Genomic DNA, 22921 nt, shown 5'->3' with positions numbered 1-22921 from the left:
GCTCGGCTAATAAAATATGAGAAGAGGGTTATTCTCTCTTCAAATGAGCTTTCTTACACTTTCTAAATCAAACAAAAGCATAATTAGCGCCGGAGTATAGCTATTACGCCTTGAACTTGGCTTTATCCAACTGATGTTTTTTTAGTTTGTCGTACAAGGTTTTGCGTGATACCTGTAATTCTAGTTGAACCTCTTTGAGTCTGCCGCGATGTCTTTGCAATGCATCGAATAACAAGCAATATTCAAAGTATTCTGTGCGCTGAGTCATACTCTGAATTTCAAGACTTTTCTCACTGTTCCAATCTTCCATTCTAAAAGTATCTGGCTTGAGGGCACGAAGTTCAGCAAATTGGCGTAGCTGCTTAACGTTTTCTGGCCACTCGAGACTGGTGAGGTGTTTGACCTCTTCTAGGCTGATATGTGGCGGCTGTAACTGATATCGACTCGCTGTGTGGCGCACAAAGTGCTTGTATAAAGGCCCTATATCTTCCTTTCTTTCATCGAGCGTCGGTAAGTGAATTAGAGTCGCCAGGGATTTTAGAGGTGGCTCGGCTTGGGTGGTCGCGCCAAAAACACGTTCAAGTTTCGGGTGCTTGAACAAGTATTCCCATTGTTCAAATGATACATGCTCTGCGCTATGTAAGTACAAACTGCAGTGGCGTTTTCCTTCACTTAAGCGGTGTATGGCTTTGTCGAGAGCTTCTAATGAAAACTCATAAAGGTCTTCACCAGAAGCGGCGATTAACTCACTATCCGGTGTTGCATGTATGTCGTGGGCGAATTGTGCAGCGAGTCGCCGACCCGTACCATCTTGACCTACAAAAATGAGCGGCTGGCTTGTAGGCGCACTGATCAAGGCGCGACGAATACTAACCATGGCCTTACTGTGACCAATCATTTTCGGACCAACATGAGTTTGCATGTCGAGCTCTTTCTTAAGCCAGATGTTTTCTTGCAACAAGTTCAGTTTATCGCTGGCATTGTTGAGCGATTTCATGAGCTGTTCCGTTGAAAACGGTTTTTCTAGAAAGTCGTACGCGCCGCTTTTCATCGCATCTACCGCGGTTTTCACATCTCCATGTCCAGTAAGTACGATGAATTGAAAGTGATCGTTTTTGCTTCGCAAAGTTCGCATAAACTCCAAGCCATCCATCACGGGCATATGGATATCGGTAATGATAATCGCAGGTGTATTTGAGTCGATTACGCGTAAGGCTTCTACTGCGTTTGGTAAGCAGGTGACGTCTATCCCTTCAATCAGCAGGGCTTGAGACACGGCATCACGAATGTGTGGTTCGTCATCAACAAAGAAAACTGGGTTATTCATGGTCGTTTTCCACTTCTGGGGTACGTTTATTCTGATTGACTATTGGTAGCGTCACGATAAAGGTCATCCCTCCTGCTTGTTGTTCTGTGTTCTGATGTTTATAGGCACAGAGGGAGCCGTGATAGCTCTCTATAATCCGCTTGGAGATTGTTAAACCTAATCCAAGACCCTCCGGCTTAGTCGTAAAAAATGGATCAAAGATTTTTGCTAGGGCTTCGTCCGACATGCCAGGCCCGTTATCGGAAACAAGAATGTCGCAACTGTCATCATGACACTGAACAGCAATGGATATTTGCGGATCGATACAGTGGTTTTCCATCGCTTGTGCCGCGTTGTGGAAGAGATTGATCAGCACTTGTTCTAATTCAACGCTGTGAATGGCCAGCTTCACATCATAGTCGATGGCCGGAACTTTTAGTGTTACTCCTTGCTTAATAAGCTTGTTGCTCAAAATGCTGGTGGCAGTATGTACCGCGTCGTGCAGTACTGAGATTTCATTGTGTGAATCGTGCGTGGCTTTCCGAGTAAAGACTTTTAAGCGGGCAATGACTTCCGAAATGGTGTCATTAAGTGTCAGCATTTTGCCCAAATTGTCGGCGACCATTGGGTATTTTTCCATTGCCAACAAACGCTGCGAGTTTTCGGTATAGGTTCTTAGTGCGGAAAGTGGCTGATTTATCTCATGATTAATACTGGCTGATAGCTCGCCCAACAATGCCAATTTCGCGGCTTGCGTCAGTTCTTGTTGTGTTTGTTTAAGCTCTTGTTGGCTTTGCTCATATTGGCGGATGGTCTGTTGTAGTTTTTGGTTGGCTTCACTCAGAACTAGTGTCCGTTGCACTACTTTTTCTTCTAGGCTCACATTGAGATGGGCAAGGCGTGCTTTGTTAACTAGGGTTTGGAACCACGCTAACGCAATTAGAGCAATGAGCGCATATAAGATCAGGAAGACGATATCGGCCTGTAAAACGGCGGCAAGAACGCTGTTGTGGTTAATTAAGGCAACGACGCGAAACCCTTTATCCAATAAGTGTGTTGCGTATGCGAGGTAATTCGGTGATAGAAGCAATTGATTGTCATCAAACTCCGTGACACCACTGTGTGCCGTTAACTCACCAAAATATTCGGGTAAGGTATCGCCATATTGACGCGTTTCGGTAAGTTCATTTATTGCACTCGATGACAGTGGGAAAAGTGCACGATAGCGCCAGTCTGGTAAATTGCTCATAAACACGACATTGTGTTTATCTGTAATGAGTACGTCAGTCGTGGTTTGCGAAAGGCGCTGTTCTAATTGCTCCAAGTTCACTTTTACTGTGATCACGCCAACGACTTCCTCATTTACCCACAGCGGAGATGAGAAGAAGTACCCACGTTTATTCGAGCGCACGCCTAATCCAACGTATTGAGCGGGCTCACCGCGTCGCGCATTTTTAAAATAGGGGCGATAGCTAAAGCTAGAGCCAACAAACGTATCTTCTTGCTGAAAGTTACTTGAGGCTATGACTAACCCGGTACGGTCATGAACGTAAATCGTATCGGCCAAACTTTGCTTCAACCAATCTGATAACAGTAGGTTGAGCTCTTGAGAGGGCGTTCCGCGCTCGACTGCTTTGAGTAGTCTTGGGTCGTGACTTAATAGGTTTGGTATCTGTTCAAACTTTGCCAGTTCGTAGTCCACTTCTTGTGACACTTGCGCGGCTTGTCTCTCTAGCTTTTGTTGCCATTGATCATGTTGGTATTGAGTTGCGTAATGATGAGTAAGCGCAAGCCCTGAAATGCCGACGGCACACAGTAGCAGTAAAAAATGACGTAGGGCTTTGGGGTTGAGTAAGTTCACGATCGGCTCACTGGTTTTTTGTGTCATGGTATCAAATGACGCACTGTGATGCTGTGAGCGGCAACGATAACAAGCACAATGATGTCCTTGTATTTCCTCAGTATCGGGAGCACAATCGACAAAAACGAGTGAAGGAGTAAAGATGGAACTTGCTGATATTCGTCGTGAGTACACCAAAGGTGGGCTGCGTCGTAAAGATTTGAAAGCTGATCCTATTGATCAATTTAATCTGTGGCTAGAGCAAGCAGTTGAAGCGGGTTTAACGGACCCGACTGCGATGACAGTTGCAACGGTTGATGAAAATGGCATGCCGTTTCAACGCATTGTTCTATTGAAAAACGTCGACAAAGATGGTTTTGTGTTTTACACCAACCTAGGCAGTCGCAAGGCCCAGCAGCTAGAGCATAACAGCAATATTAGTTTGCACTTCCCTTGGCACCCGTTAGAGCGCCAAGTTCATATTACTGGTGTGGCTGAAAAGCTTACCGCCGTAGAGAATATGAAATACTTTACTTCTCGTCCTAAAGAGAGCCAGTTGGCCGCAATCGCGAGCAAACAAAGTAGCCGTATTTCTGCCAGAGGTGTGTTGGAAGGTAAGTTTTTAGAGCTAAAACAGAAGTTTGCTAAGGGTGAAATACCAGTACCAACCTTTTGGGGTGGCTTTCGCGTAAAACCAAAGAGCATCGAATTTTGGCAAGGTGGCGAACATCGCCTTCACGATCGTTTTCTTTTCTCCCAGCATGATGGAAGTTGGGACATTGATCGTCTAGCGCCATAGGCTTATGGTCCCTCATGAATAAACAAACACCGCCGAATTGGGGCGGTGTTTTTGTAGGTAGAAGCGATGCGAATTATCGCTCTCCATTCAACACAACCGATAATTGATGCTTAAGCAGCGTTTTGGGTACAACAGAGCCGTAGCCTGCTTCCATTGCTTTATCTATTAGCTCGTTCTTGCTGTTCGCTGCAAACTTATTACGTAAGCGTGCGACGTGACCTTCAACGGTTTTTGTTGATATGCCCATGACCTGAGAGATAAATTGAGGCTTTTTGCCATAGAGCAAGAGGAAAAGCGTTTCTTGCTCGCGGCATGTGAGCTTCTCTGGTTTTGGTTGTAAGTCAGAAAAACGAAAGATGGATTGTTGATTTGGGTTGGTACTGATTGCACGACAAACCCAATACCCGACTTCAATCACGGCGGTGTCGGTGAGTTCCCTTCCGTAGAAAATGGTGCCTACGATGTCGCCTTTGTCATCTCGCCACGGTGTTTTAGTAAATATATGTGCTCGCCAGCGGCCATCTGGATAAGGGTGGATATCCAGAATTTTTAGTGACTCGCCAGTTTCGAGAACGTGTTTATCTTGGCGTTGAAATTCTTGCGCGCATTCAGTGGTTGGGCTGGCCATATCAAAATCAGTTTTACCCAAGCACTCCTCGGGCGACGTGTGCCCTAACAGTTCTGCGTATTCCTGGTTTACGTATAGGAATACCGAATCTTTATCTTTGCATCCCCAACAACCTGGTAGCTGTTTAAGGAGGGATTGTTCTATGGTATCGACTGAAATATTCACAAAAGGACTCACTACATACTGCTTTTACCAATACAGAGACGTCCGTGTTACATGGCTCGTATTGATGTTGCCAAGTAGGCAGTTACGTTGCTAGAACACGTTCGTTGATTGGCGCTCAATCCAATTAAATTCGTGGTGTTCGATGTTTTCGTCAGGTAGTCATAGACAACGACGAAATGGAACGAAGAGTTTAATTGGGAAAATGGTCTGTTTCATTACAGATATGTGCGCTCACGGATGTCCGCCAATGTTCGGCTTACAACTCGTATCGTCCTTGATCATGCTTCCTACAACTCAGTTGTAATGTGGTTGACGTTCATATCACTTGTGAGCGAAAGAGCAGCACCTAAGCATATGAGAGGGACAGTGAGACAAACGCTATGATATCAGCTTATGCCATTGTTTTCATTGTTGAGAAGCGAAAAAAAAGCCAGCCTGAAGACGGGCTGGCAACACAAGATATAATCTTGTCGACGTGTAGAAGAGGTTCTAAATTACCTAGCGAGGGTCTGCTAAGTAAGTTAGAGGTATCAATGAGATACCGAGAGCCTTAGATCGTATGCATCTTAAAGCTCGATAACTAATGTATTGAATCAGAGGCATATTAGTAAGGGGGGAAATCCCTCTATGTTGAGTTTAAGCGTGGGTTTCGATCCGTTTCAGGGACGACTTATCTAATATGGAGCACGGTGTTTTACAAAATAACGGATTGTTCGGTAATAAGGATCTTTACATTGATTGATTATGTATAAGTAAGGTGTTGCCTATCTATCCGTTTTTGTTAATAAAATTGGTTGCTCACTGACCGTAAATTAACCTCGCATGATCATCGTTCCGGAACTATGATCATGTAAATGAACTTGATCATGCTGATTTGATCTTGTCGATTGAGTTGGGTAAAAGTTGCAACCCAACAAAGAAGGTATATGATGCGAAGACGTAGGCTGACCGTGTAAAGACGACTGTTTAAAATGAATGACTCAGATAACCAAAAAATCCTTTCATATCAAGAGATTATGCTGCCGAAGCCGGCGGAGCTGATCACACTTCCGTCTTATATGGATTGCCACGATCATTCTTATACGCAGATCGTGATTGGTTTAAAAGGGCAAGCCGAATTTGAAGTGCGCGGGCGAGGTAATCTTGTCGGCCCTGGTCAAGGTTGTGTGGTCACCGCATGCTCTGATCATGCTTTCGGTGGCGTCATCAATCAATCGGATATTTTGGTGCTGAATATGCCCAAACCGACAAATGATGATCCTGAAATGCTTCAAAAAATCAATAACCTGGAGAGAGACCATGTCTACTTCCAGTTAGATAGTCAAATTCAGAAGCTGATACAGATGTTGGTTCAGGAAATGCGAAACCATCCGGATGACCTGCTGTTAAGTCGTGCGTGTAACGACACTGTGATTGCGTTAATGCAGCGCCATATCTCGGCATTTGAGACCAGTCGAAAAGAGTCGCGCTTTGATTTGGAGGCGATTGATCGTTACATTGAGCAGCACCTGAGTCATAAGATTAGTGTGGCTCAATTGGCCGGGCGAGTGTTTCTTGGGGAAAGTCAGTTTCATTGCTTGTTTAAAGAGCAGATGGGGATTACACCTCATCAATATGTTCTCGGAAAGCGAATCGACATGGCTCGTGAATTAATCGAGCAAGGGCACCTTTCTTTAGGGCAAATTGCCGAGTTTACTGGCTTCTCAAGCCAGAGTACTTTTACTCATACTTTTACTCGCTTACAGGGAATATCACCTTCCCGTTATAAAAAACAAGTTGGATAACAACGCGTTTTTTTAGGTCAAATAATCATCAATTAGAATAAAGCCATGCACTATGCATGGTTTTTTATGTTTTATTCACGTGACCTATCTCTCGTTTTTTAAATTCTCTGTTCTTTGCAGTGGCTGATATGCCACTTGATCCTACATTTTCTCTTAGAACGAGCTCTTCACAAAAATCTTATTGATATTCTTGATATTTTGTTGTGAATGCAATGAAAAAATTAAAATTTACAACACAAAATATTACCTATTTGAATGTGACTATGTGGATGTTTTGTTATAAAAGCGAGTTTTTGGCAAAAATGTCGTAGTTTTTGACAAGTATTCTTATCGGCCTCAAAATACACTGCCAGCCATTGATAATCCTCGAAGCGGTTTTCGAGGAGTGAGATTGAGGAACACACATGTTTACAGCTACGAACGTGTTGACACCGGAATTTATCGGGCAGCCGCTTGATAAGTTGTGGTCACTGATCTCGCCATTATATATGGTGGACGAGTCTCAATGGCTAGAGCAACTATTGCCACTAGCGACGCCGACAGAGGATGAAAAATCGGCGATCACTACCCAAACGACCCACCTTATCGAAGCCATTCGTGCCGATAAGAAGTCAATCCAGATGATTGATGCTTTATTGCTGGAATACAGCTTAGATACTCAAGAAGGTATCTTGCTGATGTGTCTTGCAGAAGCATTAATGCGCATCCCAGATGCCGCGACAGCAGATTCTTTGATTAAAGATAAGTTGAGTGTCGCAGACTGGAAATCTCACCTGAAAAACTCTGACTCTGTGTTTGTTAACGCATCAACATGGGGCCTTATGCTAACAGGTAAAGTGGTTGGTCTTGGTGAGCAAGGCACCCAGAGCCCAGGTCAGGCTGTAAACCGTCTGGTAAATAAATTCTCTGAGCCCGTGATTCGTAAAGCCATGTATCAGGCAATGAAGATAATGGGTCACCAGTTTGTTCGTGGTCGTACGATCGAAGAAGCGCAGAAGAACGGTCGCCCAATGCGCGACAAAGGTTTCACCTACTCGTTTGATATGTTGGGTGAGGCGGCGTTAACTACAGCGGACGCGAACAAGTACTTCAAAGATTACCTAATGGCGATCGAAGCGGTGGGTCGCGAGACTTACGGTAACGACACCAGTCCAGCGCCTTCGATTTCCATCAAGCTTTCTGCATTACACCCGCGCTACGAAGTCGCAAATGAAGAGCGTGTAATGACAGAGTTGTATGACTCACTAATGCAACTACTAAAACGTGCTATTGAAGTCGACGTTGCAATCACAATCGATGCAGAAGAGGCGGATCGCCTTGAGCTTTCTCTTAAGCTATTTGAGAAAGTGTACCGTAGCGATCTTGTGAAAGGTTGGGGCAAGTTTGGTTTGGTTATTCAAGCCTACTCAAAACGTGCGCTACCAGTCTTGGTGTGGCTAAATGCACTCGCAAAAGAGCAAGGTGACGTTATTCCTCTGCGTTTGGTTAAAGGCGCGTACTGGGACAGCGAAATCAAGTGGTCTCAACAAGCGGGTTATGCAAATTACCCAGTATACACTCGCAAAGAAGCGACGGACGTTGCATACCTAGCTTGTGCTCGTTTCCTACTTAGCGAAGGTGTTCGCGGTAATATCTACCCACAATTTGCAAGCCACAATGCTCACACAGTTACGGCAATTGCTGTCATGGCGGAGCACAAAGAATACGAGTTCCAGCGCCTACATGGTATGGGTGATTCACTGTATAACCATGTTATGAAAATGTACGGTCAGCCAGTACGTATTTATGCTCCTGTCGGTAGCCATGCTGATCTTCTTCCGTACTTGGTTCGTCGTCTGCTTGAAAATGGTGCGAACAGCTCGTTTGTACACCGTCTAGTTGATGCGCGTTGTCCGATTTATGAGTTGACCCACCACCCTGTGGATGTGTTGACGGGTTTTGACACGCTACACAACGACAAAATTCCATTGCCTGCCGATATTTTCCCTGAGCGTAAGAACTCATATGGCGTCAACATTGACATCGATAGTGAAGCGAAGCCATTTGAAGCTCAGGTCGAAAGCTTCATGGACAACCAGTGGGTTGCAGGCCCGATGATCAATGGTGAACGCTTTGCCGAAAGCATGATCAAGGAAAATGCGGCTGAGATCATCACCGCACCATACGATCGCCGAATTGAAGTCGGCAAAGTGGCATTTGCAACACTTGATCATGTTTCCGCTGCAATTGATGCGGCGCAAACTGCTTTCTCTGATTGGAAAGGTGTTCCTGTTGAGCAAAAAGCGGCTTGTTTAGAAAAGCTTGCTGACTTAATGGAAGAAAATCTGGCTGAGCTGGTGGCGATTTGTCACAAAGAAGCGGGCAAGACGATTCACGATAGTATTGATGAAGTTCGTGAAGCAGTGGATTTCTGTCGTTATTACGCGAAACAAGCGCAAAACCTACAGCCATTTGAGCTAGAAGGTTTTGACGGTGTGAAACGCATTTCTAGCCGTGAAGGTCTTGGTGTGTTTGTGTGTATCAGCCCTTGGAACTTCCCGTTGGCTATCTTCCTTGGTCAGGTAACGGCAGCACTGATTGCAGGTAACACTGTGGTTGCAAAACCTGCTGAGCAAACAAGCTTAATTGCCGCTCGCGCTATTGAACTAATGCTTGATGCTGGCTTCCCTGCAGGTGTGATTCAGTTACTTACTGGTCGCGGCGCTGAGATCGGTCATGCACTGACTTCTCATGATGCTATTGCTGGTGTGGCATTCACTGGCTCAACGGCAACGGCGCAACGCATTAACGTCACGCTCGCGGAGCGCAGCGCGAAACCGGTTCCGTTTATTGCGGAAACAGGTGGTCAAAACGCAATGATTGTGGACAGTACTGCATTGCCAGAGCAGGTGGTGCGTGATGTGATTCGTTCGGCGTTTGCATCTGCTGGTCAGCGTTGTTCTGCCCTTCGTGTTCTATTTGTACAAGAAGATGTAGCAGACCGTATGATCAACCTGATTCAGGGTGCGATGAATGAACTGCATGTTGGTTTACCTTACCTACACAAAACAGATGTTGGTCCGGTTATCGACAGCAATGCAAAACAAAAACTCCTCGCTCACCTTGAGCAAATGAGCAAAACACAGACTAAAGTCGCTCAGCTACAGCTGGATGAATCGTGCCAGCATGGTGACTTTGTTTCACCAAGTGCGTTTGAAATCTCGGGCATCGATGTGCTGAAAGAAGAACAATTTGGTCCAATCTTGCACATTGTTCGCTTTAAAGCGTCTGAATTACCGAACGTGGTTGCGCAGATCAACAGAACAGGTTTTGGCTTGACGATGGGTATCCATAGCCGTAACGAAACCACGTACCGTTGGATTGAGAAACATGCTCGAGTAGGTAACTGCTACATCAACCGAGACCAAGTTGGCGCTGTGGTTGGTGTACAGCCGTTTGGTGGTCAAGGCTTGTCGGGTACTGGCCCGAAAGCTGGTGGTCCACACTACCTATTCCGCTTTACTCAACATCTTCTTGCTCAAGCAGAAAACGCATAAGGAGTCGCATTATGGTTCATCAGATCACCTATTTTAAAGATGCATTCTCTGCGTGGGAGCAGTGGAATCTGACTGATTTTGATTACAAATGCGAGCATGTTCTGGCATTTAAATCTGCACTAGAAGGGCAGCAGTCTAGCGTTGCCAAAGTGGTTTCTTACCACTTGCAACAAGCATCAGCTCTTCTTGCAGAAACTCACCAGTTAGTTGGCCCTACAGGGGAAACTAACGAACTGTATGCCGCAGGACGCGGTGTGGCTTTGGTGATTTGTGAAAACAACATCGAGCCTGCTGATAATGCGTTATACGGTGCTTTTGCGATGATCACCTGTGCCTTAATTGCAGGCAACAGTGTGGTCGTTTGCAGTGACAATGCAGAGCTAAACCAATTGGTTAAGCAAGCTGTAGCGTTGGCAAACTTCCCATCTAACTTAGTCCAGGTTGTTGCGTACGATGCGTCTGCCCCGTTGCTTGAGAGCGATGTACGTAGTGTGGGTTATGTTGGGCGTTCACAGGTTGAGCATGCGCTCAATCTTCAACTAGCTAAGCGTGACGGTGCAATCGTCGGCTTAGTTTCTGAAACGGATTTAGAGTCACCGAAATTGGCTCATGATCCTCATCTCTCGTTGCGCTTCATTACTGAGCGCACTCGAACGATAAATATTACCGCGGTGGGTGGTAACGCAACTCTACTCGAGTTGGGGAACGAAACTCACTAACCTGACTTGTAATGCCAATCTGGAGTAACTGGACTGAGAGCCGGTCCAGATTGGTTTTTTATACTCTGATGTATTGCTGAGACGGTAAAATATCAGGGCAGGCAAGGAAGGAAATAATTATAACGAGGACTATCTAATGATAGAAAATAGCTTTGCTATCACGTCCACTTTTGTGGCGTATTTACTGATTATGGTTGCTATTGGCGTTTACGCGTATAAGAGGACTTCCAATTCATCTGACTACTTCCTAGGTGGCCGTAGCCTAGGTCCGTGGCCTGCTGCATTATCTGCAGGTGCTTCAGACATGAGTGGTTGGCTGCTGCTAGGCTTGCCCGGCTATGCGTACGCTGCGGGTATCGAGGCCTTCTGGTTAGCCGGCGGTCTACTTCTTGGTACATGGGCAAACTGGCTCATCAGTGCAAAACGCCTTCGTACCTACAGTATCCAAACTGACGCGCTAACGTTGCCAGAGTTCCTGTCACGTCGCTTCAACGATAAGTCGAAACTGATTCAGACAATCTCTGCGTTTTTCATTCTTCTATTTTTCCTTTTCTACACCAGCTCAGGTTTGGTCGCAGGGGGCAAACTGTTTGAGACGGTATTCGGTCTAGATTATACCTACGCTGTTATCATCGGTACGGTGTGTGTCGTTTCTTACACACTATTCGGTGGTTTCCTAGCGGTATCTTGGACTGACTTAGTGCAAGGTCTTCTAATGGCGGCTGCGCTAATGATTGTTCCTATAGCGGTAATGGACGGTGGTTTAGGTCAGCTAAGTTCTGATCTACATGACATCAACCCAGAACTTGCAACGCTATGGAATGACGCGAAAGGCGAACCATTATCTGCGATTGCCATTATCTCTCTAGCGGCGTGGGGCCTTGGTTACTTTGGTCAGCCACACATCCTAGCGCGTTTTAAAGCGTCTCGTTCAAACAAAGATCTAACAACTGCACGTCGTATCGCAGTGATTTGGACGGCACTATCTATGGTTGGTGCAATGCTTGTTGGTCTTGTTGGTCTGGTTTGGGTTACGGGTCATCCGGGTACTCAACTAGAAGACGGCGAGAAGATCTTCATGCTATTGGTTAACGCAGTATTCCACCCTGTCGTTGCGGGTATGTTGTTAGCAGCAATCCTAGCGGCGGTAATGAGTACCGCTGACTCACAGCTCCTTGTTTCATCTTCAGCGCTTGCAGAAGATTTCTACAAGCAAGTATTCAAGCCAGAAGCGTCTTCTGAAGAAATCGTAATGATTGGTCGTATCGGTGTTATCGTTATTTCGCTTGTTGCGCTATTCCTAGCGATGACGCCTGATAGCTCAGTACTTGGTCTTGTATCTTACGCTTGGGCTGGTTTTGGTGCGGCATTTGGTCCTGCGGTTGTACTTAGCCTTTACTGGAGCGGTATGAACCGTAACGGCGCGTTAGCAGGTATTCTTGTTGGTGGTATCACTATCGTAGTTTGGAAGCAGCTAACTGGCGGTTGGTTTGATGTGTACGAAATCGTACCGGGCATCATCTTCTCTACGCTTGCCATCATTGTGGTAAGTAAAGCAACGGGCGGTGCTGCGCAAGACGTGTTAGACCAACACCAGTCGTTCGAGAAAAAACTGGTTGAACTAGACTAGTAACTTCCCGTATATGAACACAAAGCCCGCTATTTTAGCGGGCTTTGTTTTATCTGAAACTTAATTAACGTTAGTGGCGGTAGCTTGAGATCAGAGCTTAGCATTGCTCGGTTAGATTGGAGTGTTAGTCGCGACGAATTTTGGCGTAAATAACGGTGTTACTCAGCTCTCCCGATGTAGTCAGACGTTCGTTTCTGAGCTCTCCTTCGAACTCATAACCACAGCGCTCGGCTACAGCCCGGCTCTTTTGGTTGGTGCTATCAGCATGAATTGCGATTCTCTTTGCGCCCAAGTCATCAAACGCATAGCGCTCAACTTCGAGCACAGCCTCGGCAACATAACCATTGCCAACGGCAGCATTATCTAACCAATAACCTATCTCAAAGGATGGTACGTCGGGATCTCGAATCATCAGGCCGACCGCACCCAGTAAGCGATCGCTTTCCTTTTCAATCATGTAGTAACGCAGCTCTTCTTCGAAGTTTTCAAAGTTTGCGATGGCTTTCTCTGTCCCTTCTATCATCGCTTCTAATGTCAGCACATGAGGCACCCACGGCAGATAGACTTCGAGAGTTTTTTGGCTGCGAACGACAGCTTGATGCGCCTCTTCGGCTCGTTCTAAACAAGCAGGGATGAGTTTGAGACGTTTCGTTTCCATGCCGACTCTCCTATGGGTGAAAAATGAACGGAAAATCATTTAAACAGATGTACTTAGAATGATCTAGTCAACGCCGTCATATTATTCACTTGGTTTGCCAGAGAGAAACTGAGAGAATCGAACCGTTATCAAACCAACTAGGTTCATTATGAAACTTTTAGTAAGAAACTTGGCTCGTCACATGACCGAGCAAGATATCCGCAAATTATTCTCAGCGTACGGCAAAGTAGAACTGTGTTCGCTAGTGCTTGATCAAGACACGGGTTTGTCGAAAGGCTTCGGTTTTGTCATCATGCCGGACGAAGCAGAAGCCATTTCTGCTCTTGAAGCACTGAATTTGACGAACGTAGAAAAAAGCAAAATTCGCGTGAAAGTCGCACAAGACTAATACAGAGAAAAGCCAGCGTTATTGCTGGCTTTTTTGTCTTTCTATTTAGAGACCAAATTGGCAACATTCTAGAATGTCTTCTCTTTTCGTTTTAGCGAGATTGATCATCAATTCTCTCTTCAAGTTGTTTCATTAAATCCTTTAACTGTAGAGAATCGAAATTGTCTGAATTCGGCACTTGGTAAGCGTCGTTGACTGTGTAGAGCATCAAACTTTTGCTAGAGAAGAACTCTTTCTGTATTTGGACTTTGACAATGTCATCAAGAGGTAGACGGAAGTAAACCGTTGAGCCCTGGCGGTACTTCAAGGTGTTGGTGCTTGCATCGATATCTAGCGTTTTAGGATTGAACGCGCGGCGCGTGAAGTACGTTGAGAGCAGTTTCAATCCTATTATTGTGAGTGCTACGAGTCCAAACTCGACGATCTTGTCTGCTAGGTAGGAAAAATAGAACAGCGACAACAATACAGTTCCTAGCAAGAAAGGGTTGTTCTTGGGCAGATTTTGTGAAGTTTCATGGATGATCATCCGACATATTCCTCGACTTTATTCAGAAGCGACGAACGTGAGTTGGTAGACACAAACCTTTCGTTCTTTGCCTTGCATGCGCAATGTTTTGTCACCGATGTAAGGGATATTTAGTTTTTGGATCACCGATTTAGAACGCTGATTGTCCACCAAATGCATCACGGTTATTCCGTTTAACTCAAAGTGCATTCGAGCAAATTCGAGTAAGGCTTTGGAGGCCTCGAATGCATAGCCTTTCCCCCAATGTGGCACGCCAACCCAGTAGCCTAATGTACCGTAGCCCTCTTCGATACACGGTAAACTCACTGCACCAAGTAACTCACCAGTGTTTCGCAAGGTAATAGCGTACGCCACGCCTTGATGCTGCTGATACATCGGATCGTGCCTATCTATCCATGCTTGCGCCATCGGTCGCTCATAAGGATGAGGGATGTTTGCTGTCATGTCGGCAATTCGCTTATCTCCAGCGAGTAAAGCCACTTGTTGGCAGTCATCGATATTGAATGGCCGGAGGACGAGTCTTTCGGTAGTAAGAGTCGGTTGTATCGTCATGCATTTCTTCCTTGATGAGACGGCTATAGCTGCTAGCAACTGGTTTGCGAGATAAATCAAGATAACAAGGCGTCTCGAAAGCTCGATCTAGCCAGCTGTAAAGTTGTCATGCGCCTTACTAAATAATAAGCCCGAACAATTGCTTATGTGTAATGTGTCGTATTATTACACACATAAGCACGTTTGCTCATATTGATGGTACAAAAGTTGAGGTCTGACCAATGTCTCAGTTTTTTGATACTTTCGTTCAATTTTTTGAAGATAGGGCACAAAAAATTAAAGGAGCTTTTTAATTGTGGAATTATTTTGAACAAAATATGTCAATTGTCAGTAGGACGAAAAAGTAGGGAGAAGAGAAATGCCGGATATATATTGCGCAGCTTGTAGAAAATCAACGCAACATAAAGTGATTATGAAGCGTTGCGAGCCTCAGTCTGTTGACTCGTTAACAGGCAAAATGGTGAGTTTTACACAGCTGATGGCGAAATTTGTATCAGGTGAACATTATTACGAGATGGAGCCTCAATACTACTGCCGTTGTTGTAATCATCGTGCAATTGGAGAGGTTGTGCCACATCCTACACGGCATACATCGGCCGCACTCTAATTCTGAGTGATAGCCATGATTAATGGCTAAATAGGGCAGTGTTGCCCGAACGACATATCTATACAGGCGTGTCATGCGCTTTCAAATTTGCGACTCCGCGGGAGCCGCTAGGTTGCTTTTTCTCTTCATATCACGGTTACTAAGTGAGCGGCAATAATCATAGCTCTTTCCCTCCTTCGTTGTTTTCTGGTTATTCTCTGCTGAATTTCACATGCTGTGCATTTGATGGTTTGCAATTGTTTGAGCAACGATTAATGTGATGCTTTCTAAGTGGTTACAAGGAAGTGGGTTAATGAGTTATCAATTGGACCGGATTGATTTACATATTTTGAGAGTGCTTCATTCGAGAGGCAGAATTCCAGTTGTAGAACTAGCAAAGTTGATTAACTTAACGACTTCTCCATGTTCTGACCGTGTAAAGCGGCTAGAAAAAGAAGGGTATATCAATGGTTACCATGCAGAGTTGAATGCGGAAAAGTTGGGGCTGGATGTGCAAGTATTCATCCATATTCGTTTAGACCAAACCAGTTTTTCTATTTTTGAAAAGTTTGCGAAAGCGGTGGAATTGATGCCTGAAATTGAAGAGTGCTACTCGCTCTCTGGAGATTTCGATACCATGATAAAAGTTCGTGTTAAGAGCATGAAAGCGTATCAGGAGTTTATGTCGAGTAAGTTAGGCACGCTTCCGGGCGTGATTCAAACTCGTAGTGAAGTGGTCATAGAAGAACATAAAACGGGATTTGGTGTTAATCCCGAGCTCCTTGGTTAGGCGAGGCATGTGTTGAGCCTCCTTATTTAGCGTGGCTTGGTATATTACTTTTTCACGATTAAAAAAGGAGCCGAAGCTCCTTTTTTAATAAATCGGTGAGCGATTATGCCCCGATAAAGGTGCTGATAACGCCAATTAAACCACCAAAAACACCGCCCCAAACGACTAGCCAGCCAAGGTGTTGTTTGATCATCTTTTGCACCATTTCTTTAACTAATGCCGGTGTTAATTCGCTTAAACGTTGATCGATGATACCTTCAATGTTCTGCTTTATCTCATCCATCATTGCAGGAGATTCGAATTGCTCTTTCAGTGCTTCTTTGATGTTATCGCTCTTGCTCAACTCAATGATGGATTCTTGCATCTTTTCGACGAAAGGTTGGCGCATGGGTTGTAGCGCTTCCGAGCCGCCAAACATCGCTAGCATGCCACCAAACTGAGAGCCTTCAATTACTTCCACTAGGGAATCAAATGCTGGATTTAAATCTACTTTCTCAATTACTGGTTGAAGATCGATGTTCACACCGCCCGCCATTTCTTTATTCAAGAATCGGTCAATGTTCGCTTCAGTAAAAAACTGTTCCATCATCAGGTTTTTGATAGCCAGTTTAAACTCTTCAAATCGCGCGGGGATCACGCCAGAACCGTATAATCCAGGCACTTTCTCAAACAGCATATGGATGGCAAGCCAGTTGGTGATGGCGCCTGAGAACGCAAATAGCCCCGCATACCAAAGATAGTCGTTTTGTAATTGATGACCTCCAGCCATCAAAGCGATAGCGAGGACATTCGTTAGCAAACTTTTGTTCATAGTGACCAGTTATATATGAATATCGGAAAGAATAAGTGGGCCTGATTCTATACCTAAGTCACATTAAGATGCTAGGTTTTGCCGTGATGAGTAGTCTTGTAGCGAAGGGAAAAAAATGAATGCTCGGAAAAACAAAACCCGACAATCATTGTCGGGCCACTGCTTTTTCTTAGAAAAACTAAGATTCTATTTTTAATTTTAGATGCGGTAGATCTTACAACAAAGTTGGCATTTCCATCTTTCTGAGTAGCCAAATAGCTTGTCAGCCCAACTTGGTTTGAGTTGTACGATCTGCATTGAACCACATTTACACATAAGCTAATTACCTTATTGTTAATATAATAACTAAGCCATCTATTGAGTATAGCTGTTTCTCAAAAAGTGAAATGACAAATGAAGACGGCTCAATACTCTGTATTGTGTTCATTGCAATGGATACGCAACGAGGCGGTATATTAGCAGAAAAAGTGTGAGCTTTATCATGGAGAGTGTTTCATATATGAGAAACCACAATGGCTATATGAGCATCTAGCCATGGATTTAAATAAAAAACGGCGCTTAAAGCGCCGTTTTTATTGAGCTTATCACTCGTTAAGAAGCGTGTTGATTGTCTAGTTCTTCAGCGATAAATCCGCCAGTTTGATGCGCCCAAAGCTGGGCGTAAATGCCGTTATTCGCAATGAGTTCTTGATGAGAACCTTGTTCAACGATGCTGCCTTTATCTAGCACGATGAGGCGATCCATTTGTGCGATGGTCGATAATCGGTGAGCGATAGCAATAACCGTTTTCCCTTGCATTAATTCATTCAAGCTTTCCTGAATCGCTGCTTCGACTTCTGAATCCAGAGCCGATGTGGCTTCATCCAGTACCAGCAATGGTGCGTCTTTGAGTAGCACACGAGATATTGCGATACGCTGACGTTGGCCGCCAGACAGTTTTACACCACGTTCACCAACTTGCGCATCGTATCCGGCATTACCAAATGGGTCGGTCAGAGTTTCGATAAACTCATGGGCATGCGCTTGCTTAGTGGCTTTCAGCAAATCTTCTTCTGTCGCATCTGGATTGCCATACAAAATATTGTCTCGAATTGAACGGTGTAGCAGAGAAGTATCTTGGGTCACCATACCGATCTTTGAACGCAAAGAGTCTTGTGTGACTTCTGAGATGTTCTGTCCATCGATCTTAATGCTGCCGTCTTCGACATCGTGGAAACGAAGTAACAAGTTCACCAGAGTTGATTTTCCGGCGCCGGAGCGCCCAACCAAGCCGACTTTCTCTCCTGGTTTGATGTTGAGATCGAGATGGCTAATTACGCCTTTGTTCTCACCGTAATGGAAGCTGACGTTATCAAAGTGAATGCCTCCTTCAGTGACAACCAAGTCTTTTGCACCTGGTTTATCTTTAATATCAATAGGCTTAGAGAGCGTTTTCATTCCATCGACAACGGTTCCCATGTTTTCAAAGAGGGCGCCAACTTCCCACATTATCCACATCGACATACCGTTTACGCGCAATGCAAGACTAACAGCAATCGCAATCGCGCCAACGCTAATGGCACTATCCAACCACAGGTAAATCGATAAAGCAGCAACGGAAAACACCAAAATATAGTTTGAGATCTCTACAGCGACGTCGAAGCCGGTCACTAGGCGCATTTGACGATAGACCGTATTCAAAAATCCTTTCATGCCTTGCTCGGCATATTGGGTTTCGCGCTGGCTATGAGAAAACAGTTTGACGGTTTGAATATTGGTATAACTGTCGACGATGCGCCCTGTCATTGTCGAACGTGCATCGGCCTGCGCTGAAGCGACGTCTTTGAGCTTAGGGACAAAATAGATTTGGATAGCGATGTAAGCGAGTAACCAGACGATCATTGGGATCATCAAACGCCAGTCTGCCGTCGCTAACATAATGATCATGCTGGTGAAGTAAACCGTAACGTAAACAAACACATCCATAGCTTTCATTACGGTTTCGCGCACAGCTAATGAGGTTTGCATGACTTTCGTTGCGACTCGACCTGCAAAATCATCTTGATAGAAGTTCAAGCTTTGATTGAGCAAATACCGGTGTGCAAGCCAGCGGATAGACATTGGGTAGTTGCCCAATAACGTTTGATGAACGAGCAACGAGTACAAGATCACCAATATAGGCATGACAACCAGCAATAAGGCTCCGTAGAAAATCAAATCCGATTTGTTGTCTTGTAAGAACGTTTCTGGATTGCTGGTAGACAACCAATCAACCAATTGTCCCATCGCGCCAAACAACATTACCTCAACAACAGCCACAATTGTGGCCATCAAAGACATGATGATCAAAGGCTTTTCATAACCACGAGTGTAATAACGCAGAAAAGCGAACATCCCTGAAGGAGGCTGATCCGGTGTAGATTTGGGGAACGGCTCTGTAAAGCCTTCAAATCGTTTAAACATAACTCATCCTAAAGTTAAAACAGTGCCATTTGGGGTGGCTAAATCCATCGATTCACGCTGCTTTGGACGAAACCGCGTGTATGAGAGTTTTTTGCCTGCTCCTCGATAAAGCAGACCGATTGACGAGAGGGGCGAAAAAATAGTCTAACCGATTGTGTCTTAAATGTAACTAGTTGGTTATGAGTGTGATTGTCTATGGTTCTGATTCTTATGATGAATTCTTATCATGTTCATCGTGGTGCCATAAAAGCTTAAACCTGCAAAGTGACAATAAAATTTAAGGAAAAATGAACTTAATGCAGCAAAAATTACTTTTGTGCAATTAAATTAATTGTCAAAACAGCAAAACTGAAGTTAACAATAAATTTACAATCTCCTCATTCTAGTGATAAGGAATGTATTGGATGCTATTACACGAATCAGTGACCCAATTTGCTAATGGGAAAGAAGAAAGCACGCAAAGTGCTCAGCGCCAAACCGCAAACTGCGTAGTGATGGTGCCACCGAAAGAGTTTCGTTTTAATGAAGAAACCGCACAAGATAATGAGTTCCAACATAAAGTGTCACTCAGCCAAGAAGAAGTCTCACGTCGAGTAATGGCCGAGTTCGCGAGTATGGTTGCAACGCTGCGTCAAGAGGGCGTTCAAGTTGTTGAGTTTGATTATCCAACTTCAGATGTTGCGACGCCAGACGCGGTATTTCCAAACAATTGGTTTAGCACTACGCCAGATGGCACGTTGTACACCTTTCCAATGGCCTGTGAAAACCGTCAAAAAGAAGTACGTCCCGATGCGCTTGTAGCAGCACTAGCGCAAGCAGGGCGAGAAGTTCATCGACGCAGCAGTCTAACTGAATATCTTGACGAGCAAGCGTATTTAGAAAGCACGGGTGTGATGGTGTTTGACCACCTAAATAAAACGGTCTACGCCGCACTCTCACAACGTTGTGATCGTCTGGTTTTAGAAGATTACGCCGATCGTATTGGCTATGAACGAGTGATTTCTTTCCAAACTCGTTTGCCGTCTGGTGCGCCGATTTATCACACCAATGTGATGATGGCGGTTGGCGAACAGTTTTGCGTGATTTGTGACGAAGTGATCCCAGAATTTGAGCGTCGTTTTGTAATGAAGTCACTCGCCAAAGACAAGCAAGTCATCTCAATTTCGCTTGATCAGATGAACCAGTTCTGCGGTAACATTCTGCAACTGGAAACGATCAACGGCGACAAGGTGATTGCGATGTCGCAATCGGCGTACGATGCATTCTCACCTGCACAAAGAAAGCAATTGGCAACGCACGGTAAATTGCTGCCATTCGACGTTTCTACCATAGAATCTATTGGTGGTGGCTCGGTTCGTTGTATGTTGGGTGAGGTGTTCTTACCGAATCGTAAAGCTGTGCTTTAATAAACTGCACATTTCTTTTCAGCCGCAGTGAAAGGCTGACGAAGCGTTCTCTTCAAGGGTTTTTAGCCGTTAGCTCTGTGGCAGTACAGACTAACGGCTTTTTTGCGCTTTTTAGTTTTCTGACGATTTGCATAGGCGCCGCTTGGTTTAAGCGCCTAAAATAGGATGGTTCACCTAGCAGATTGTGGTAAAGTCCGCGCCTGCGTTTTACCGCATCTTCATTATTTTTATTGCTTCTTCAACCCAAAGTACAAGGTTTTCGTTAATGCCATTTTCTACTCTCTCATTGAGTTCTGAGCTGATTCACGCACTGCCAAAAGACTTCAAGAGACCGACCGATATTCAAGCGTTGGCCATTCCTGAGCTGTTGGCTGGTCAAGATCTATTGGCTTTGGCAAATACAGGCAGCGGCAAAACCCTTGCTTATGGTTTGCCTTTGTTGGAAAAGCTGAGTGTCAATCCAGAGCAAAAAGCGCTGATTCTTGTGCCAACGCGTGAGCTGGCAATGCAAGTGAGTGAAGCAATTAACCAAGTTGGTCAAGCTCTTGACCTCAACACAGTGTGTTTGTGTGGCGGCGTTGATAAAGAGCAACAACAGCAGGCGCTAGCGACAAATCCTCATATCCTTGTCGCGACGACAGGTCGTTTGGTTGATCTGGCAAACAACGGTTTAGACTTAAGCAATATCCATTACCTAGTGTTGGATGAAGCGGATCGTCTGTTGGATATGGGCTTTTGGCCTGACGTACAAAATATTGCGGGGCTTATTTCAAACCAGCGTCAAACCGCGATGTTCTCGGCAACGTTTTCAGATGAGTTGAAGGGTAAAGCGAAGCTGCTTATGCCGGCACCAAAGCAAGTTGCAGCGCATCAAGAAAACAGCACCAACCAAGATATTGCTGAAACGCTGTACCTCGTTAACAAAGGCAGTAAAACCAAGGCATTGATTGAACTGATTCAAAAAAACGCGTGGACTCAGGCATTAGTCTTTATTGGTGCGAAAGAGAACGCCGATGGCTTAGCGAAGAAGCTGAATAAAGCGGGCATCTCAACCAATGCGCTGCATGGCAATAAGAGTCAAGATGAGCGAGAAGAAGCACTGGCGCAGTTTAAATCTGGGCAAATTCAGGTGTTGATTGCCACCGATCTACTAGCGCGCGGCATTCACATTGAGCAATTGCCTGTAGTGATCAACTTTGAACTGCCAATGCATGCAGAAACCTATGTTCACCGGGTAGGACGCACCGCTCGCGCAGGCGAACAAGGTGTGGCGGTGTCATTGGTTTGTCATGGTGAAATGGACGCACTAAGCGCGATTCGTCACCTGACTCAACGTGCATTACCAGTGCAAGATATGGCAGGTTTTCCAGTAACGGATAAGCCATCAACTGGCGAGAGCAAACGCGCGCCACGTGATAAAAAAGCCAACCGTCGAACTCATGCTAAGAAGAGCATTAAGCAGTTTCAAGGTAAGTCGAAACGCCCAGCCCCGAGTGCGAAGTAAAACAAAAAACACGCTCTTGACGGCATAGTCGGTTCAGAGCGTGGCTTACAAATTTTACTTTTGAGTATTAACGGCAGTTGGGCCAATCAAGCGCATTTCCCAATCTTCGACTTCACCAGTTTCTAGACGGCGCTCGACCAGCTTGCCCCAAGACTCGACTAACGGCAGCTCAGACAGCTTAGTGAGTTCTTTTCTATCTAAACAGCCAGTGAAAACCGCGCCCATGATGCGAGCCAGTGGCCATTCTGGATAAGGTCTTTCGCACAGAATAATCTCGTCACCTGCACCGATATCGCCTTCTTCCAACACTCGGAAATACCAGCCTGTTCGAAGCGTATCTTGCAGTTTTCTCGCCATGTCGTGTTGGTCAAAACGTACGTTAAGTTTCCAACAAGGCATGCGACCTTGCGACACTTCCAGTAGTGTTGAGCCGATGCGAATTTTATCTTTCAAGCAAATCATGGATTCGGTGACGCCTTCGGAGCTGATGTTTTCGCCAAAGCCGCCGGCGGATTGGAAAATTGGTCTTTTGCCTAATTCTTGTTGCCAGATTGGGTAGTGCTCGCTTGGGTAAAGATGAAGCGCTTTTTGAATGCCACCATGAAAGCGCGGATCGCCTTGCTCATCACTGGTAAAACCAAGCTCTGTTGCGTGCTGGCGCTCAGGCAGCACTTGTTTGTTGATTGCGCTTTGCGCTCCATGAGCATAAGGGACGGTTTTCCCTGCTAGCACAGCTTTTACGACGCCGATTTTCTTCATATAACCTCCTTATTATTTGAATGAGAGATAAAGTGTTTACCTTCATTCACGATGCGGAGCATGATAGCCTAGAGAACTTGTGTCGGAATAGG

Annotated in this window: 19 protein-coding genes; 10 read left to right on the top strand and 9 right to left on the bottom strand. The window is 45.1% G+C overall.

Annotated elements, in window-relative coordinates; all coding sequences use genetic code 11:
• Positions 1–103: 103 nt before the first annotated feature.
• On the bottom strand, positions 104–1327 hold the full coding sequence (locus tag R7Z78_RS03395; RefSeq protein ID WP_064376340.1) for a sigma-54-dependent transcriptional regulator: 1224 nt from the start codon (positions 1325–1327) through the stop codon (positions 104–106).
• A complete protein-coding gene (locus R7Z78_RS03390) occupies positions 1320–3194 on the bottom strand; it encodes a sensor histidine kinase (RefSeq protein ID WP_169644598.1) in 1875 nt (624 codons plus the stop codon). Before R7Z78_RS03390 ends, R7Z78_RS03395 begins: the two co-directional genes overlap by 8 nt.
• 115 nt (positions 3195–3309) lie before the next feature.
• Between R7Z78_RS03390 and pdxH the strand changes: the two genes are divergently transcribed.
• A complete protein-coding gene (gene pdxH / locus R7Z78_RS03385; protein WP_005374570.1) occupies positions 3310–3945 on the top strand; it encodes a pyridoxamine 5'-phosphate oxidase in 636 nt (211 codons plus the stop codon).
• 73 nt (positions 3946–4018) lie between these two features.
• On the opposite strand, the gene R7Z78_RS03380 is transcribed toward pdxH, so the two are convergent.
• On the bottom strand, positions 4019–4738 hold the full coding sequence (locus tag R7Z78_RS03380; protein WP_017820063.1) for a PAS domain-containing protein: 720 nt from the start codon (positions 4736–4738) through the stop codon (positions 4019–4021).
• Positions 4739–5709: 971 nt separating this feature from the next.
• Here R7Z78_RS03380 and R7Z78_RS03375 point away from each other — a divergent pair.
• The 4 genes from R7Z78_RS03375 (at position 5710) to putP (ending at position 12407) form a co-directional block, all read left to right on the top strand.
• Positions 5710–6522 (top strand): AraC family transcriptional regulator, encoded by an 813-nt coding sequence (locus R7Z78_RS03375; protein WP_104976367.1) that lies wholly within the window; start codon positions 5710–5712, stop codon positions 6520–6522.
• A 404-nt stretch (positions 6523–6926) separates the two neighbouring features.
• Positions 6927–10058, top strand: coding sequence for a bifunctional proline dehydrogenase/L-glutamate gamma-semialdehyde dehydrogenase PutA (putA, locus tag R7Z78_RS03370; RefSeq protein WP_017634533.1), 3132 nt, complete (start codon positions 6927–6929; stop codon positions 10056–10058).
• A gap of 11 nt (positions 10059–10069) precedes the next feature.
• Positions 10070–10777 carry a 1-pyrroline-5-carboxylate dehydrogenase gene (locus R7Z78_RS03365; RefSeq protein ID WP_104976368.1) on the top strand — a complete coding sequence of 236 codons (708 nt, stop codon included), beginning with the start codon at positions 10070–10072 and terminating at the stop codon, positions 10775–10777.
• 136 nt (positions 10778–10913) lie between these two features.
• Complete coding sequence (gene putP / locus R7Z78_RS03360) at positions 10914–12407, top strand: sodium/proline symporter PutP (RefSeq protein WP_005374582.1); 1494 nt, start codon at positions 10914–10916, stop codon at positions 12405–12407.
• A gap of 124 nt (positions 12408–12531) precedes the next feature.
• Here putP and R7Z78_RS03355 read toward each other — a convergent pair whose 3' ends face one another.
• A complete protein-coding gene (locus tag R7Z78_RS03355; RefSeq protein WP_042522265.1) occupies positions 12532–13065 on the bottom strand; it encodes a GNAT family N-acetyltransferase in 534 nt (177 codons plus the stop codon).
• Positions 13066–13213: 148 nt separating this feature from the next.
• On the opposite strand from R7Z78_RS03355, the gene R7Z78_RS03350 reads away from it, so the two are divergent.
• A complete protein-coding gene (locus R7Z78_RS03350; protein WP_005374587.1) occupies positions 13214–13453 on the top strand; it encodes an RNA recognition motif domain-containing protein in 240 nt (79 codons plus the stop codon).
• A gap of 91 nt (positions 13454–13544) precedes the next feature.
• Here R7Z78_RS03350 and R7Z78_RS03345 read toward each other — a convergent pair whose 3' ends face one another.
• Complete coding sequence (locus R7Z78_RS03345; protein WP_017820067.1) at positions 13545–13979, bottom strand: hypothetical protein; 435 nt, start codon at positions 13977–13979, stop codon at positions 13545–13547.
• 18 nt (positions 13980–13997) lie between these two features.
• Entirely contained in the window at positions 13998–14531 is a 534-nt protein-coding gene (locus R7Z78_RS03340) for a GNAT family N-acetyltransferase (RefSeq protein WP_054575373.1), read from the bottom strand.
• A 358-nt stretch (positions 14532–14889) separates the two neighbouring features.
• On the opposite strand from R7Z78_RS03340, the gene R7Z78_RS03335 reads away from it, so the two are divergent.
• Together R7Z78_RS03335 and R7Z78_RS03330 are read left to right on the top strand one after the other, a co-directional pair.
• Positions 14890–15138, top strand: coding sequence for a hypothetical protein (locus tag R7Z78_RS03335; RefSeq protein ID WP_005374593.1), 249 nt, complete (start codon positions 14890–14892; stop codon positions 15136–15138).
• Between the two features lie 292 nt (positions 15139–15430).
• Positions 15431–15907 carry an Lrp/AsnC family transcriptional regulator gene (locus R7Z78_RS03330; RefSeq protein ID WP_005374595.1) on the top strand — a complete coding sequence of 159 codons (477 nt, stop codon included), beginning with the start codon at positions 15431–15433 and terminating at the stop codon, positions 15905–15907.
• Between the two features lie 103 nt (positions 15908–16010).
• Here R7Z78_RS03330 and R7Z78_RS03325 read toward each other — a convergent pair whose 3' ends face one another.
• Both R7Z78_RS03325 and R7Z78_RS03320 read right to left on the bottom strand, forming a co-directional pair.
• On the bottom strand, positions 16011–16718 hold the full coding sequence (locus R7Z78_RS03325; RefSeq protein ID WP_005383549.1) for a DUF445 domain-containing protein: 708 nt from the start codon (positions 16716–16718) through the stop codon (positions 16011–16013).
• A 591-nt stretch (positions 16719–17309) separates the two neighbouring features.
• A complete protein-coding gene (locus R7Z78_RS03320) occupies positions 17310–19160 on the bottom strand; it encodes an ABC transporter ATP-binding protein (protein ID WP_054578587.1) in 1851 nt (616 codons plus the stop codon).
• A 404-nt stretch (positions 19161–19564) separates the two neighbouring features.
• On the opposite strand from R7Z78_RS03320, the gene R7Z78_RS03315 reads away from it, so the two are divergent.
• Together R7Z78_RS03315 and R7Z78_RS03310 are read left to right on the top strand one after the other, a co-directional pair.
• On the top strand, positions 19565–20566 hold the full coding sequence (locus tag R7Z78_RS03315; protein ID WP_033906610.1) for an arginine deiminase-related protein: 1002 nt from the start codon (positions 19565–19567) through the stop codon (positions 20564–20566).
• Between the two features lie 265 nt (positions 20567–20831).
• Positions 20832–22070 carry a DEAD/DEAH box helicase gene (locus R7Z78_RS03310; protein WP_064355017.1) on the top strand — a complete coding sequence of 413 codons (1239 nt, stop codon included), beginning with the start codon at positions 20832–20834 and terminating at the stop codon, positions 22068–22070.
• A gap of 54 nt (positions 22071–22124) precedes the next feature.
• Here the strand turns inward: R7Z78_RS03310 and R7Z78_RS03305 are convergent, their stop codons facing one another.
• On the bottom strand, positions 22125–22829 hold the full coding sequence (locus R7Z78_RS03305) for an MOSC domain-containing protein (RefSeq protein WP_104976370.1): 705 nt from the start codon (positions 22827–22829) through the stop codon (positions 22125–22127).
• Positions 22830–22921: the final 92 nt, after the last annotated feature.

Source organism: Vibrio sp. 1167 (assembly GCF_033340375.1).
Classification (GTDB): domain Bacteria; phylum Pseudomonadota; class Gammaproteobacteria; order Enterobacterales; family Vibrionaceae; genus Vibrio; species Vibrio alginolyticus.
This window is presented reverse-complemented; position numbering and strand designations above follow the sequence as displayed.